Raw genomic sequence first — 14,120 nt, 5'->3', positions numbered from 1 at the left:
AGAGTGCGGTTTTTTCACTTAATATTCTACTTTGCCCCTTTAATGGTCGGCTTGATACTCGCTCTATGTAAATGCACCGTTATAGGGCTAGTAGATGCAATAAGCTTGCCGCTTCTTTTGGCTTGTACCGCAAGGGTGTGTGTACCACGATCGATGTTCTTCAATTGCCAAGTTAAACGGCTTTGTGGCGCCCCATATGGCTTACCATCAAGGAAGAGTTGCAACTGCTCGCCAATCCCCAATTTACGGTTGGCTTCGAGTTGGATATTGATAGCGCCAGGGTTGCTGCGAATGGTTTCATCATGCTGTGGCGTGAGCATAGAAAGGGAAAGAGGCAGTGGCTTTTCTGCCTTTGTTTGCTCATCTGTTGTGGGCTCTGATGTCGTTTTTGCTTGTGGTGCCAGAGACTCGGTACTTTCTACTTTTGGTGCTGGCGCACTGGATTCTAGATTAGGTAGCGAGATGGCTTTTGCGCCTTGGTTTGGAGTATCGCTAAAATGCACAACGCCGTCTTTATCGACCCAAGTGTAAGCGACTTGAGCAGAGACTGTTGTGGCGATCAGTAAGCCACTTAAGGCGCATAGCGATGGTAAAAGCTGAACTTTCATTGCTCACCTTCTTTTGATAGATGATTTCACGTTTGGATTGCTTAGCTCTTTGACTTATCAAGTAAAAGAGTTTGAGCGTATTTTAGTTATCCCTCCATGTTAAACGCCCATATAGGGCGAGCGAATACAAAAAAGGCCCGCCTGCGAGGCGAGCCTAATATTTTGTTTCTGTGTTTACATTTTACACAGTTGAGACCTTATACAGAGTAGTAAAGTTCGAACTCAAGTGGGTGAGTTGTCATGTTTACTTTCTCTACATCTTGAGACTTAAGACCGATGTAAGAATCGATGAAGTCATCAGAGAATACGCCGCCTGCTGTTAGGAACTCACGGTCAGCATCTAGTTCTTCTAGAGCATCTTTCAGTGAGTATGCAACGGTTGGGATTTCTGCTGCTTCTTCAGCTGGTAGGTCGTAAAGGTCTTTATCCATCGCTTCGCCTGGGTGGATCTTGTTCTTAATACCGTCAAGACCAGCCATTAGCATTGCTGCGAACGCTAGGTATGGGTTAGCCGCTGGGTCACCAAAACGAACTTCGATACGACGCGCTTTAGGACTTGGTACCACTGGGATACGGATAGAAGCAGAACGGTTACGTGCTGAGTAAGCTAGCATAACTGGCGCTTCGAAGCCTGGTACAAGACGCTTGTACGAGTTAGTTGATGGGTTAGCAAATGCGTTGATTGCGCGAGCGTGCTTGATGATACCGCCGATGTAGTAAAGTGCAGTTTCAGATAGGCCGCCGTACTTGTCACCAGCAAATAGGTTTACACCGTCTTTTGCTAGAGATTGGTGAACGTGCATACCGCTACCGTTGTCACCAACAAGTGGCTTAGGCATGAATGTCGCTGTCTTACCAAACGCGTGAGCAACGTTGTGTACAACGTACTTGTAGATTTGGATTTCGTCAGCTTTGGTTGTTAGTGTGTTGAAGCGAGTTGCGATTTCGTTTTGACCCGCAGTTGCTACTTCGTGGTGGTGCGCTTCAACAACTAGGCCCATCTCTTCCATTACTAGACACATAGCAGAACGGATGTCTTGAGATGAATCTACTGGAGCTACTGGGAAGTAACCACCTTTAACGCCTGGACGGTGACCTTTGTTACCTTCTTCGTAATCAGAGCCTGTGTTCCACGCTGCTTCTACGTCGTCAATCTTAAAGAAAGAACCAGACATGTCAGTCGCGAACTTAACGTCGTCAAATAGGAAGAACTCTGGCTCAGGGCCGATAAGTACTGTGTCTGCAATACCAGTAGAACGCATGAAGTCTTCAGCACGCTTAGCGATAGAGCGAGGGTCGCGGTCGTAGCCTTGCATTGTTGCAGGCTCAAGGATGTCACAACGGATGTTTAGCGTTGCATCTTCAGTGAATGGGTCAAGCACTGCAGAAGATGCGTCTGGCATCATAACCATGTCTGATTCGTTAATGCCTTTCCAGCCAGCAACTGATGAACCATCGAACATTTTACCTTCTTCGAAGAAGTCTGCGTCGATTTGGTGAGCAGGGATAGAGATGTGCTGCTCTTTACCTTTTGTATCAGTGAAGCGTAGGTCAACAAACTTAACTTCGTTTTCTTGGATCAGTGATAAAACGTTTTCTACTGACATCTTGGATAACCTCCAGTGTTAATAAAGCGGTAAGCTCGATTTATGAAAATTTGATTAAATCCAGCATTGATTAATCTGTTTGACATTTTATTAATCGATGCTGGTTTCTCTAAAGCCAAAACCGTGCCAAAAAAATTATTCCATTAATTTCAAGGAATTAAGTTTTTAGATGCTAGTTTGGTGCAAACGTTTGCACCAAAATGATCTCCGAATGCACCATAATGGTGCTAATTTAAATTATTGCACCACAATGTGACAATCACGTTGCTTATCTAGCCCAGATTTTGAGCAAGAGTCAATTTGTAATAAGCAATGATTGGAATAAAATTGCGTTGAATCAATTCGAGTAACGGAAGAAAGTGGGCGCTAAGCGTAAAATTGATAGAAAAGCTAAGGAGTAGATCACATATTTCTAGGCTTTTTGCTAAAATCTGGTACATTATGGCCGTTTTTTTAATCAGCAAATGTCGCCAGAGAGCACCCGTTCTCGGCATGGGGGCATTTCATCTATCTAAGTGAATCAATATCCATGGCTACTCCACAGATTGATAAATTAAGAAATATCGCGATTATCGCGCACGTTGACCACGGTAAAACAACGTTGGTTGACAAGCTGCTACAACAATCAGGCACGCTAGAGTCTCGCGGTGAAGCTGAAGAGCGAGTCATGGACTCGAACGACATTGAGAAAGAGCGTGGCATTACCATTCTTGCTAAAAACACAGCAATTAACTGGAATGACTACCGCATCAACATCGTAGATACTCCGGGACACGCGGACTTCGGTGGTGAAGTAGAACGTATCATGTCGATGGTAGATTCAGTACTACTTATCGTTGACGCAGTTGACGGCCCAATGCCGCAAACGCGTTTCGTAACTCAAAAAGCATTCGCGCACGGTCTTAAGCCAATCGTTGTAATCAACAAGATTGACCGTCCTGGTGCTCGTCCTGATTGGGTTATGGACCAAGTATTCGACCTATTCGACAACCTAGGTGCAACTGACGAACAGCTAGACTTTAAAGTAGTTTACGCTTCTGCACTTAACGGTTGGGCTGCGCTAGAAGAAGGCGAAACTGGCGAGAACATGGAACCACTATTCCAAACTATCGTTGAAGAAGTAACTGCACCTCAAGTTGACCTAGACGGTCCTCTACAGATGCAAGTTTCTCAGCTAGATTACAGCTCTTACGTTGGTGTTATCGGTGTTGCTCGTGTAACTCGTGGTAGCGTTAAGCCAAACCAACAAGTAACAGTTATCGGTGCTGACGGTAAAACTCGCAACGGTAAAGTGGGCACAGTAATGGGCTACCTAGGCCTAGATCGTCACGAAGTTGAGCAAGCGAACGCGGGTGATATCGTTGCAATTACTGGCCTTGGTGAGCTAAAAATCTCTGACACTATCTGTGCACAAAACCAAGTAGAAGCACTACCTGCGCTTTCTGTTGATGAACCAACAGTAACGATGACGTTCCAAGTAAACACGTCTCCATTCGCTGGTAAAGAAGGTAAGTTCGTGACTTCACGTAACATCCTTGAGCGTCTAGAGAAAGAATTGGTACACAACGTTGCACTACGCGTTGAGCAAACAGACGATCCAGACAAATTCCGCGTATCAGGTCGTGGTGAACTTCACCTTTCTATCCTGATCGAAAACATGCGTCGTGAAGGCTTTGAGCTTGCTGTATCTCGTCCAGAAGTAATCATCAAAGAAGAAGATGGTCAGCTAATGGAACCGTTCGAGACTGTAACGATCGACGTTATGGAAGAGCACCAAGGCGGCATCATGGAGAACATTGGCCTACGTAAAGGTGAGCTGAAAGACATGTCTCCAGATGGTAAAGGTCGTGTACGTATGGACTTCGAAATGCCATCACGTGGTCTTATCGGTTTCCAAACTGAATTCATGACACTGACTTCAGGTTCTGGTCTTCTATACCATACATTTGACCACTACGGCCCACACAAAGGCGGTAACATCGGTCAACGTGTTAACGGTGTACTAATCGCGAACGCGATGGGTAAAGCGCTAACAAACGCACTGTTTAACCTACAAGAACGTGGTCGTCTATTTATCGGTCACGGTGTTGAAGTTTACGAAGGCATGGTTATCGGTATTCACAGCCGCGACAACGACCTAACAGTAAACGCACTGAAAGGTAAGCAGCTAACTAACGTTCGTGCATCTGGTACAGATGACGCACAGGTTCTTACTCCGCCAATCAAGATGACTCTTGAGCAAGCACTAGAGTTCATCGATGATGACGAACTAGTAGAAGTAACACCTGAAAGCATCCGTATCCGTAAGAAATTCCTAACGGAAAGCGATCGTAAACGTGCTTCACGTTCAGCAAAATAATCTGCTGTAACGGATTCTATTAAGAAAAACCCGAGTTTCGCTCGGGTTTTTTTGTATCTAAAGGAACAAGGCTATGCAGCCAATCGTGATTACGGGTGGTCCCGGAGCGGGTAAAACCACTTTACTGAATGCGTTGGGTGAGTTGGGGTATGCCACCTTTGCTGAGGGCTCTCGCACCTTGATTGAACAGCAAAGCCAGCTGGACAACGGTGTCTTGCCTTGGACTAACCTACCTGAGTTCGCTAACTTATGCCTTGAGTTGATGGGCAAGCAAAAGCAAGACGCACTGAGTCATGAGGTCGCCTTCGTGGACCGCGCTATCCCAGACATCGTGGCATACCTACAAGTAGGCGGTTGTCCTGTTGAGCAAGCCTTCTTGATTGAGAGTGTTGGGTACCAGAGTAAGGTGCTCACTTGTCGACCTGAGGCCTCTATCTATGTTCAAGACGATGTGCGCCCACATAGCTTTGAAGAGGCCCTGCAAATCCATCAAACCCTAGTCGATACCTATGTGGAACTGGGTTATGAAGTCGTCGAAGTACCATGGGGAGGTGTGGGAGAACGAGTGGCGTTTGTTCGACAAGTGATGGGGTTAGTGGCCGAGGTAGAAGATGAAAAAGGTGAATAGAGCTCGGTAGATACTCAGCTAGCTAAGTGAAGAACTGAATAGCTTGGTCGCTAGATAGCAAAACCTCCTCACGAGGAGGAGGCTTTATCAAATTACTTTTGGTTCAGCTGTTGTAAGAACTTATCTGACTCAGCAATCGCGGCATTCATTTGCTTAATTGCGTATTGGATGTCTTTCTCTAGGCTAGAGAACTCGCCTTTCAGTGAGCCGATCGCGCTTGCGTTCAAGTTATGCTTGAGGTAAAGCGTGTTGTCACGCAGCGTATTCAACACCGGCGTCATCTTGTCTTCTGCACGCTTCATCGCGCTTAGCATACTTTTGTAAGAGGCTTTGGTTTCACGCAGCTTCTGTTCGCTAGAGCGACGAAGTTTGGCGCTGGTGTACAGGTCTAGCTCGCCTTGCCACTCTTCAAATAGAGCATCCGACACATCTTCAATTGCAGCAATACGGTCGCGCACATCTTGCGCCGCTTTTTCGCTGTCTTCGTATTTGTCGTTAATGTTGTTGTAGACGCTTTCTAGCTCACCGCCGTCAAAGTTGGTCAGTGCCGAAAGGGCTTCTAGCGCGCTGGTAAACTCTTCTTGTGCATCTTGTTGAGACTCTTTGGCGTCTTCCACGCGGTCAACCATAATGTCGCGTTTGTGGTATCCCACTTGCTCCATTGCTGAATAATATGCGGATTGACATCCTGTCAAAGTGAAAATTGATAGTACAATTGCTAATAAATAAGGCATTCTTATGTCCTCGACGCTAATTTATGGGATGAACTATGAACCAGTTATCAGAGAGTTACAAGGTGAGATTGAGCAAGCTCGTGCCGGGGAGCGTCGCGTTTTTCCAATATTTGCTCAAGCGCATGACGCACGATCGCGTCAATGTTAACGCAGGCTATTTAGCTTACATCACATTGTTGTCTATTGTTCCGATGTTGACGGTATTGCTGTCGATATTGTCGAAGTTTCCGGTATTTGAGAATGTGGGCGAAACCTTGCAAGGGTATATCATTGATAACTTCGTCCCCGCTTCTGGTGATGCGGTAAGAACCGCATTGCAAGAGTTTGTATCGAATACAGGCAAGATGACCGCCGTGGGGGGGGCATTCTTGTTTGTTGCTGCCTTGATGCTGATTTCCAACATCGACAAAAACTTAAACTACATTTGGCGAGTGAAAGACAAACGTCGCCCAGTATTCTCATTTTCTATGTACTGGATGGTGTTGACCCTTGGTCCGATTCTGGTCGGCGCGAGTATTGCCGCAACCTCTTACGTAACATCGCTTAAGCTGATTGAAAACGAAACCTTGTCGGGCGCTTATAACCTGTTTTTGCGCTGGCTGCCTCTGCTGCTGTCATTCTTCGCATTCATGGGGTTGTACTTCTTAGTGCCAAACAAGAAGGTTTATCTGTCCCACGGTGCTATCGGTGCTGCCATAGCTGCGGTGTTGTTTGAATTGAGTAAGAAGGGCTTTGCTTTCTACATTACTCAATTCCCTTCTTACCAATTGATTTACGGCGCGCTTGCTGCGATTCCGATTCTGTTTGTGTGGGTGTATTTGTGCTGGTTGATTGTGCTCATTGGTGCGGAAGTCACGGCCGCTCTGGGTGAAAGAGAGCACTGGAGTGACGACTTAGAAATGATACACTCGACCGCTGAATTACAATTAACAGATGAAGGAAGCGAGAGTCGTGATAGCGCTAATTCAACGAGTCAGTGAAGCCGCCGTTCGTGTAGACGGTGAAGTTGTCGGTGAAATCGACCAAGGTCTACTTGTCCTACTTGGTGTAGAGAAGGACGATGATGAAGCAAAAGCAAAACGTTTGATGGAGCGTGTAACCACTTATCGTGTGTTTGAAGACGACGAAGGCAAAATGAACCTCAACGTCAAACAAGTGAACGGTCAGGTTTTGGTGGTGTCTCAATTTACGTTACCAGCGGATACCAAAAAGGGCACTCGCGCAGGCTTTTCTCGCGGCGCGCACCCTGCGGATGCAGAACGTTTGTATGACTACTTCTCGGACTTGTGTGAGCAAGAACTGCCAACACAACGCGGTCGCTTCGCGGCAGATATGAAAGTGTCATTAATTAATGACGGTCCAGTGACTTTTTGGCTACAGGTCTAATCTGGCAACCATAACATCATGGTCTAAGCTTTAAGCCCAAGTAAATTGAATTTGCTTGGGTATTTTCTCCTAAAGCTTTCATTTGATTTGTACTTTCAAAGGATTGATATGTTCAAACTCATAACTCCAAAAACAGAAAATCAGCTCAACAAGTACTATCAATTTCGTTGGCAGTTGCTACGCGAACCTTGGCGTATGCCTGTAGGTTCCGAGCGTGATGAGTACGATGGCATGAGCCATCACCGCATGATTACCGACAGCCGTGGTCGTCCGATGGCGATTGGTCGGTTGTACATTACCCCAGATAACGATGGTCAGATCCGCTATATGGCGGTGAAGAACAACCGTCGCAGCAAAGGCATGGGCTCATTAGTGCTGGTGGCACTTGAGTCGTTAGCTCGACAAGAAGGGGCGAAGCGTCTGGTGTGTAATGCCCGTGAAGACGCGATTGCCTTCTATGAGAAGAATGGTTTTGAGCGTCGCGGTGAGCTGACCGATGAACGTGGTCCCGTGCGTCACCAACAAATGGTTAAACAGCTTGACCCAATGGCGGATGTGCTACGTCGCCCGGATTGGTGTACTGAGCTACAACAACGTTGGGAAGCGCAGATCCCGATCGCGGATAAAATGGGGATCAAAATCAACCAATACACGGGTTACCAGTTTGAGTGTAGCGCGCAGCTTAACCCAAACTTGAATCCACATAATACGATGTTTGCGGGCTCTGCTTTTACTCTGGCGACACTGACTGGGTGGGGCATGACGTGGCTGTTGATGAAAGAGCGCGGTTTGCACGGTGACATCGTATTAGCAGACAGTTCAATTCGTTATCGTCATCCGGTCGAGCAGAACCCAGTAGCGAGTACCTCGCTTGATGGTATTAGTGGTGATTTAGACAGGCTCGCATCGGGGCGTAAAGCGCGTATTGTTATCCATGTGGTGATTTACAGTGGAGACGTACCAGCGGTTGATTTTGTCGGCACGTACATGCTGTTGCCGAATTACTCTCAGTTACTTAGCTGTTAGGCTGGCTGAGTCTGGTATTTCTTGTGGCGCATCTTGGTTAGCTGATGTGCCTTGTTCCGTCGCTGAATGGTTCGCCTCTGGAGTATTGTGTTCTTCTGGAGACGGTTCTTCGTTAATCGAGTCGTTCGCTGAGACCTCTCGGACAGAGATAAGCTGCTCTTCGGAATGTGATGTTGCGGTTGGCTCTTCCTCCTCTCTCACTTCCTCACTTATCTCTTCTTCATGCTGTTCTAAGTTGATTGCCGCAATGCGTGTAACCTTGCCTGGTTCGGGAGTGCTTTGCTCTGGCTCCACTTGCTCAGTCTGTTCTGGCTTATGTTGGCACTCATTTGTTTCGATTTCGCCACTCAGCACATCACCTTTAATCACTCCACACGTGTCCTTGAGTTGATAAATCACGCCAGAAAGCGGGTTGTTTGCCATATCAAATTCACCAGACAAGTTACCCGAAATAGCCTTGCCTGAAATGGTCACTGGTTGAAGTTTTACTTCACCACGCTGAGCACGTAAACGTAATGGGCTGAAGGTGATCGCCTTGAGTGAATCATCCGCTTGTGACTTCAGGGTGGTATCGCGTAGGTTAGCTTCCACTTCTCCCGACAAGCTGTAAGCAAGCATATTTTGATCACCCGCCAAGCCTTTTAAATCGAGGCTTAAATCAGAGAAGCCATTGACCGCGAGTGCTGTTGGTAAGTGCGGATGAAGCAACTGCAGAGGGATTCCATCCGCATTGAGGTTAAGCGTCCAAGGTTGGCTGGTGGTACTGAGGTCGATTTGACCTAAACCTTCAATATAGCCTTGCTCCAGAGGTGCAAACAAACGCGTTAGCTGCCAGAGTCCATCGTCACTTTGTGTTGCAATCGCAGCGTGTGATGTGATGACTTGGTCGTAACTCGCGTTTACCACGCTGGCATCAAGCTTGCCACTCCAAATGCCCCAATGACCGTTGTTGTGCGTTACTTCGAGCTGGTCACCTTCCAAATTCAAGCCAGAAAGCTGCCAGTAAGGCTGTTTGGATAACTGGATAACTTGGCTGCGTTCTATCTCTAACTGCTTTACATCTACTTGCTGGAGCCTCTCCGTGGCTTCTTGCCACCAATCCACTTTGTCATCTGGTTGGATCGCCCATTTCAATCCACTGATAGTCGCGTTGTTGATTTTCCAATGCTCAGGCTCAAACTCACCAGATACCTGCACACGACCTTGTTGCCAATCCAAACTCAGTTCTTTTAGTTGAATCGAACCTGGCTTGAGCGTGGCATTTAAGCGAGGTTCAATCGCAGTTTGATCTTGAAAACTGACGTTGTCTGCCTGTAGAGAAAGCTGCGCTGTTGTCCCCCACAGTGATAACGGTAAAGAGGCGTTTTCTAGCGATAGCTCTAGGTTTTGCCAATGCCAATCTCCGTATTCGATATCTGCATTCAACAGATCGAGACTGTTGATATGGCTGATATGAACGGGCAGGGCCTGCCAAGGCTTAGCAAGCAAAGATTGTAGCTGTAGGTTGTCGATTTTCAGTTTATCGACGGTCATGTTTATGATTGACCAACCTTGTGGGTATTGTTCGCCTTGACCCGATACTTCGCTGCCATGCCAGTTGAATGAGGCGCCGTAAAGTGTGCTGTCTTGCGCTTTGTAATCCACGTCGATGAGTAACTTATCAAAGGCTTCACCATTCCAATGCAATTGTTCGGCAGAGAGCTGAATCTCACCGTATGGCACTTGCTGAGTGTCGCTCGACCATATTGGATCTTGGATTTGCACATCTACCCCCGTAATGCTGAATGCATCATCGGCGTAATCGATGTTCTTCAAGGCGATTTGGTGGAAGTAAACATTGCCCAGCGCCGGCAGTGTTGGCATACCTTGCTGTAGACTCAACCCATCAATCAGCAAGCTGTCGACAATCCATTTTCCATCGCGACGAACATCTGGGTTCAGCCAGAGATCGACTTGCTCAATGAAGGGTATATTTTGTTGTTTGGTCGCTACGCCATTGAGGGTGAGGTGGTAAGGAAACTCGTATTGAACGTTATCCGCTTGCAGTGGCAAATCGACTAAATCGGAAAACAGATTCCACGTTTGGCGAGAATGCGAGGTGGTCAGCATGCCTACAAAGACGGCCGGAACGGCGATCGCCAGTATGAGTATTAGAAGTAGAACTCGACTTGCTGTTTTCATCCCTGCCCAAACCTGTACATAAATTGGAGTAAGTGAATATTGAATTACTTAGATAGGCTTAAGCTTGTATCAATCTTGGGCTGGATTCAATAAAAAGCCCCTCAAAAGAGGGGCTTGAAGATTGTTTTTGTAGCTAGGTCACTAAGGTCTAGTGAGTGGCTCAATCCAGCTGAGGACCTGCTGCCACTAGTGATTTACCTTCTGCGTTGTCAGTGTACTTATCAAAGTTGTTGATGAAGCGCTCTGCCAAGTCTTTCGCTTTGCTTTCCCATTGTAGTGGGTCAATGTAGGTATCACGAGGGTCAAGGATGCTTGGATCGACGCCTGGAAGTGAAGTTGGTACTTCTAGGTTGAAGATTGGAATGTGTTTGGTTTTCGCATCTTCAATAGAGCCATCAAGGATTGCATCAATGATGCCGCGTGTATCTTGGATGGAGATACGTTTGCCGCTACCGTTCCAGCCGGTGTTGACTAGGTAAGCTTCTGCACCTGCTGCTTCCATACGTTTCACTAGCACTTCAGCGTACTTAGTTGGGTGTAGGGTTAGGAACGCTGCACCAAAACACGCCGAGAAGGTTGGTGTCGGCTCAGTGATGCCACGCTCTGTACCCGCTAGCTTAGCGGTAAAGCCAGACAAGAAGTGGTACTTAGTTTGCTCAGGCGTTAGTTTTGAAACTGGAGGTAACACGCCGAACGCATCTGCCGATAGGAAGATCACTTTGTCTGCGTGACCGCCTTTCGACACTGGCTTCACGATGTTGTCGATGTGATGCAGTGGGTAAGACACGCGGGTGTTCTCTGTCTTAGAGCCATCATCAAAGTCGATAGAACCATCGCTACGAACCGTCACGTTCTCTAATAGTGCATCGCGGCGGATTGCGTTGTAGATATCAGGCTCGGCTTCTTTCGATAGTTTGATGGTCTTCGCGTAACAGCCGCCTTCGAAGTTGAATACGCCGTCGTCGTCCCAGCCGTGCTCGTCATCACCAATCAGTGCACGTTTAGGATCGGTAGATAGGGTAGTTTTACCTGTGCCAGACAGGCCGAAGAAAATCGCTACGTCGCCTTCTTGGCCCATGTTTGCACTACAGTGCATCGATGCGATGTCTTTCAGCGGAAGGAAGTAGTTCATCATTGCGAACATGCCTTTCTTCATTTCGCCGCCGTACCAAGTACCGCCGATCAGTTGCATGCGCTCTGTTAGGTTGAACACAGTAAAGTTTTCAGAGTTCAGACCCTGTTCTTCCCACTTGTCGTTCGTGCACTTCGCGCCGTTCATTACCACGAAGTCAGGTTCAAACGTTGCCAACTCTTCTTCTGTTGGGCGGATGAACATGTTTTTCACGAAGTGCGCCTGCCACGCTACTTCGGTGATCACTCGAATGCTCAAACGAGTGTCTGGGTTTGCACCACAATAACCGTCAATCACAAATAGACGCTTACCTGAAAGCTGGTTGGTCACTAGCTCTTTTAGGTCGTCCCATACTTCTTTGTTGATTGGTTTGTTGTCGTTTTTCACTGCGTCAGAAGTCCACCACATGTGCTCTTCTGTCGTTGCATCTTTAACAATGTACTTATCTTTTGGTGAGCGACCAGTAAAGATACCAGTGTCTACGGCAACCGCGCCGAGTTCTGTAACCACACCACGTTCATAACCTGTTAGGTCAGCACGGGTCTCTTCCTCAAACAGCATTTCGTAGCTTGGGTTGCGAACAACCTCTTTAACGTTATGCAGTCCGTGTTTGGTCAGATCAATTGTTGCAGCCTTTGTATGTTCCATAACGGTCATAGGTGCTCCTTATAAGGATTTTTGTAGGGATTTTGTAAGAATGTTTTAATTTTTATCTGCTCACCATGCTAGCAACGGGGTGGGGATAAAACAGGGATATAGCTCAAAAAATACCCATGATTTAAGTAAGGTTTTAGGTAACCCGTCACATATTGGTGCGAATAGTTTATCGTGGGCGCAAACCTTTGCGCTAGGGGAAAAGAATTATTAATTATTTAAAATTAAGCGGTTGCTTTATTACGTCTGAGGCTAGGTAATTAGAGGGTTTGATCACAAAAAGGCCAGCATGATGCTGGCCTTTTGAAGGGTAAATTACAAGCTTGTTAAGCTATGAAAATTAATGCAGTGTTTTCTTCTCTGGAGCGGCTTGTGCATAGAGCTCAGTGATCTCCGCTTCGTCAAATGAATATGACGTGCCACAGTAATCACAATGTAAAGAAACTGATCCTTCTTCCGCTAAAATGTCATTAATTTCAGCACGCTCAACGGTAATGATCGCTGCACCACTACGTTCACGAGAACAGCCACAGTGGAACTCCACTGGTTGCGGTTCGTATAGACGAACAGAATCTTGGTTGTACAAGCGGTAAAGCAGTTCGTTTGCCGGTAGAGTGAACAGTTCTTCGTTCTTCACGGTTGCTGTTAATTGCTCTAGGTGCTCGAAGTCTTCGGGTGTACCCGTGCCGTCTGGCATTACCTGAATCATCATGCCTGCTGCGTGAGCTTTACCTTCGTGTTCACCAGTACGGATCCACAGACGCGTCTTCAACTGCTCTGAGTTTGCGAAGTAGCCTTCGATAACGTCAGCCAGTGTCTCACCTTCTAGGCCAACGACACCTTGGTAACGTTCGCCTTTCTTTGGCTCGATAGTGATCACTAGGTAGCCTTTACCCATCATGTCGTGCAGGCTTGCGTCATCCGCAATGTCGCCTTCCCAACGTGCAACGCCACGGATCTTCTGAGCGTGATCGCCATTGATTACAGCCAGTGATACAGGACCATCACCTTGTAGTTGGATAGTGATTGAGCCTTCGAACTTCAAAGTTGCCGTTAAAAGAGTGGTTGAAACGAGTAGCTCACCCAACAGTTTTTGCAGTGCTGCCGGATATTCCTTGCTGGAGATAATACGTTGGTATGCTTCATCCAATTGAACCAACTCGCCACGTACTGAAAGATCTTCGAATAGGTAGCGGTTTAAAACATTATTTGCCATGGAGTGCTTTCCTCGTCGGTAATTCCGGCTTTTATTGGTGTTTGAACTTAATGATGTCACGGCGCTGCTTCTTATCTGGGCGGCGTTCCGGACTTGGGTTGTGGGCGTTGAGTTTACGCTGTTTCGCGAACTCTTCGCGTTGGCTGACGCTTTCGTCAGTTTCACGATAGAGCGTTTGAGCGATTGGTGCGCCCATGCGACGATCAGAGATTTTCTCGATAATCACCGTCTTCTCTTCATTACCTTGGCGAAGACGAATCTCAGCGCCCAACTCAACGATTTTGCTTGGTTTGCTTCGTTGCCCATTATAGTGGACTTTACCGCCATCGACCATATTGCGTGCGATGGAGCGGGTTTTATAAAATCTGGCAGCCCATAGCCATTTATCTAGCCTTACGGCTTCATTTGCGGAACTCATACGACTCTACACTATCTAATCACTGCAATAATAAGGCAGTGACTGGTGGATTATTCACCTACAGATGGAGCCAAGGCTGTTTTTTTTCAAGGGAGTTGGCAAAAACTGCATAAGAAAAAGGTATGAAAAGGAACTTGTGATATAGTTCACTGCTCTTTGTTGAGTAGTAAT

The 14,120-nt window shown here is 46.9% G+C and carries 12 protein-coding genes; 5 read left to right on the top strand and 7 right to left on the bottom strand.

Features of this window, described 5'->3' with window-relative positions:
• Positions 1-26 precede the first annotated feature (26 nt).
• Together QTO06_RS05025 and glnA are read right to left on the bottom strand one after the other, a co-directional pair.
• A complete protein-coding gene (locus tag QTO06_RS05025) occupies positions 27-608 on the bottom strand; it encodes a DUF4124 domain-containing protein (RefSeq protein WP_045368277.1) in 582 nt (193 codons plus the stop codon).
• Between the two features lie 197 nt (positions 609-805).
• Positions 806-2,215, bottom strand: coding sequence for a glutamate--ammonia ligase (glnA, locus tag QTO06_RS05020; protein ID WP_005529054.1), 1,410 nt, complete (start codon positions 2,213-2,215; stop codon positions 806-808).
• 529 nt (positions 2,216-2,744) lie between these two features.
• On the opposite strand from glnA, the gene typA reads away from it, so the two are divergent.
• Positions 2,745-4,574 (top strand): translational GTPase TypA, encoded by a 1,830-nt coding sequence (typA, locus tag QTO06_RS05015; RefSeq protein ID WP_331407045.1) that lies wholly within the window; start codon positions 2,745-2,747, stop codon positions 4,572-4,574.
• A 73-nt stretch (positions 4,575-4,647) separates the two neighbouring features.
• Positions 4,648-5,202: an AAA family ATPase gene (locus QTO06_RS05010; RefSeq protein ID WP_331407044.1), complete on the top strand. Its 555-nt coding sequence runs from the start codon at positions 4,648-4,650 to the stop codon at positions 5,200-5,202.
• A gap of 92 nt (positions 5,203-5,294) precedes the next feature.
• Here QTO06_RS05010 and QTO06_RS05005 read toward each other — a convergent pair whose 3' ends face one another.
• Entirely contained in the window at positions 5,295-5,936 is a 642-nt protein-coding gene (locus QTO06_RS05005) for a DUF2959 domain-containing protein (protein ID WP_005529068.1), read from the bottom strand.
• Between the two features lie 35 nt (positions 5,937-5,971).
• Between QTO06_RS05005 and QTO06_RS05000 the strand changes: the two genes are divergently transcribed.
• The 3 genes from QTO06_RS05000 (at position 5,972) to QTO06_RS04990 (ending at position 8,348) form a co-directional block, all read left to right on the top strand.
• A complete protein-coding gene (locus QTO06_RS05000) occupies positions 5,972-6,916 on the top strand; it encodes a virulence factor BrkB family protein (RefSeq protein ID WP_005529070.1) in 945 nt (314 codons plus the stop codon).
• Complete coding sequence (gene dtd / locus QTO06_RS04995) at positions 6,888-7,322, top strand: D-aminoacyl-tRNA deacylase (protein ID WP_010650498.1); 435 nt, start codon at positions 6,888-6,890, stop codon at positions 7,320-7,322. The genes QTO06_RS05000 and dtd overlap by 29 nt, the downstream gene beginning before the upstream one ends.
• 108 nt (positions 7,323-7,430) lie before the next feature.
• Positions 7,431-8,348 carry a bifunctional GNAT family N-acetyltransferase/hotdog fold thioesterase gene (locus QTO06_RS04990; protein ID WP_038890206.1) on the top strand — a complete coding sequence of 306 codons (918 nt, stop codon included), beginning with the start codon at positions 7,431-7,433 and terminating at the stop codon, positions 8,346-8,348.
• Here the strand turns inward: QTO06_RS04990 and QTO06_RS04985 are convergent.
• From QTO06_RS04985 to hslR, 4 genes are all read right to left on the bottom strand, one after another.
• Positions 8,334-10,529 (bottom strand): AsmA family protein, encoded by a 2,196-nt coding sequence (locus tag QTO06_RS04985; RefSeq protein WP_331407043.1) that lies wholly within the window; start codon positions 10,527-10,529, stop codon positions 8,334-8,336. The genes QTO06_RS04990 and QTO06_RS04985 overlap by 15 nt on opposite strands.
• A gap of 160 nt (positions 10,530-10,689) precedes the next feature.
• Positions 10,690-12,318, bottom strand: coding sequence for a phosphoenolpyruvate carboxykinase (ATP) (pckA, locus tag QTO06_RS04980; protein WP_331407042.1), 1,629 nt, complete (start codon positions 12,316-12,318; stop codon positions 10,690-10,692).
• A 337-nt stretch (positions 12,319-12,655) separates the two neighbouring features.
• Positions 12,656-13,531, bottom strand: a complete 876-nt coding sequence (gene hslO, locus QTO06_RS04975; protein WP_331407041.1) for an Hsp33 family molecular chaperone HslO — start codon at positions 13,529-13,531, stop codon at positions 12,656-12,658.
• Positions 13,532-13,562: 31 nt separating this feature from the next.
• The gene (gene hslR / locus QTO06_RS04970) at positions 13,563-13,949 is read right to left on the bottom strand and encodes a ribosome-associated heat shock protein Hsp15 (RefSeq protein ID WP_005430076.1); all 387 of its coding nucleotides are present in this window, start codon (positions 13,947-13,949) and stop codon (positions 13,563-13,565) included.
• Between the last annotated feature and the right edge of the window lie 171 nt (positions 13,950-14,120).

Origin of the sequence: Vibrio sp. M260121 (genome assembly GCF_036533715.1) — a bacterium.
Classification (GTDB): Bacteria; Pseudomonadota; Gammaproteobacteria; order Enterobacterales; family Vibrionaceae; genus Vibrio.
Note: the sequence above shows the minus strand (reverse complement) of the source record. Positions and strands in the feature narration are given on the sequence as shown.

Coding starts and splice junctions, on each gene's coding strand:
- QTO06_RS05025 (WP_045368277.1), bottom strand. CDS start 608: ATGAAAGTTCAGCTTTTACCATCGCTATGCGCCTTAAGTGGCTTACTG.
- glnA (WP_005529054.1), bottom strand. CDS start 2,215: ATGTCAGTAGAAAACGTTTTATCACTGATCCAAGAAAACGAAGTTAAG.
- typA (WP_331407045.1), top strand. CDS start 2,745: ATGGCTACTCCACAGATTGATAAATTAAGAAATATCGCGATTATCGCG.
- QTO06_RS05010 (WP_331407044.1), top strand. CDS start 4,648: ATGCAGCCAATCGTGATTACGGGTGGTCCCGGAGCGGGTAAAACCACT.
- QTO06_RS05005 (WP_005529068.1), bottom strand. CDS start 5,936: ATGCCTTATTTATTAGCAATTGTACTATCAATTTTCACTTTGACAGGA.
- QTO06_RS05000 (WP_005529070.1), top strand. CDS start 5,972: ATGAACCAGTTATCAGAGAGTTACAAGGTGAGATTGAGCAAGCTCGTG.
- QTO06_RS04990 (WP_038890206.1), top strand. CDS start 7,431: ATGTTCAAACTCATAACTCCAAAAACAGAAAATCAGCTCAACAAGTAC.
- QTO06_RS04985 (WP_331407043.1), bottom strand. CDS start 10,529: ATGAAAACAGCAAGTCGAGTTCTACTTCTAATACTCATACTGGCGATC.
- pckA (WP_331407042.1), bottom strand. CDS start 12,318: ATGACCGTTATGGAACATACAAAGGCTGCAACAATTGATCTGACCAAA.
- hslO (WP_331407041.1), bottom strand. CDS start 13,531: ATGGCAAATAATGTTTTAAACCGCTACCTATTCGAAGATCTTTCAGTA.
- hslR (WP_005430076.1), bottom strand. CDS start 13,949: ATGAGTTCCGCAAATGAAGCCGTAAGGCTAGATAAATGGCTATGGGCT.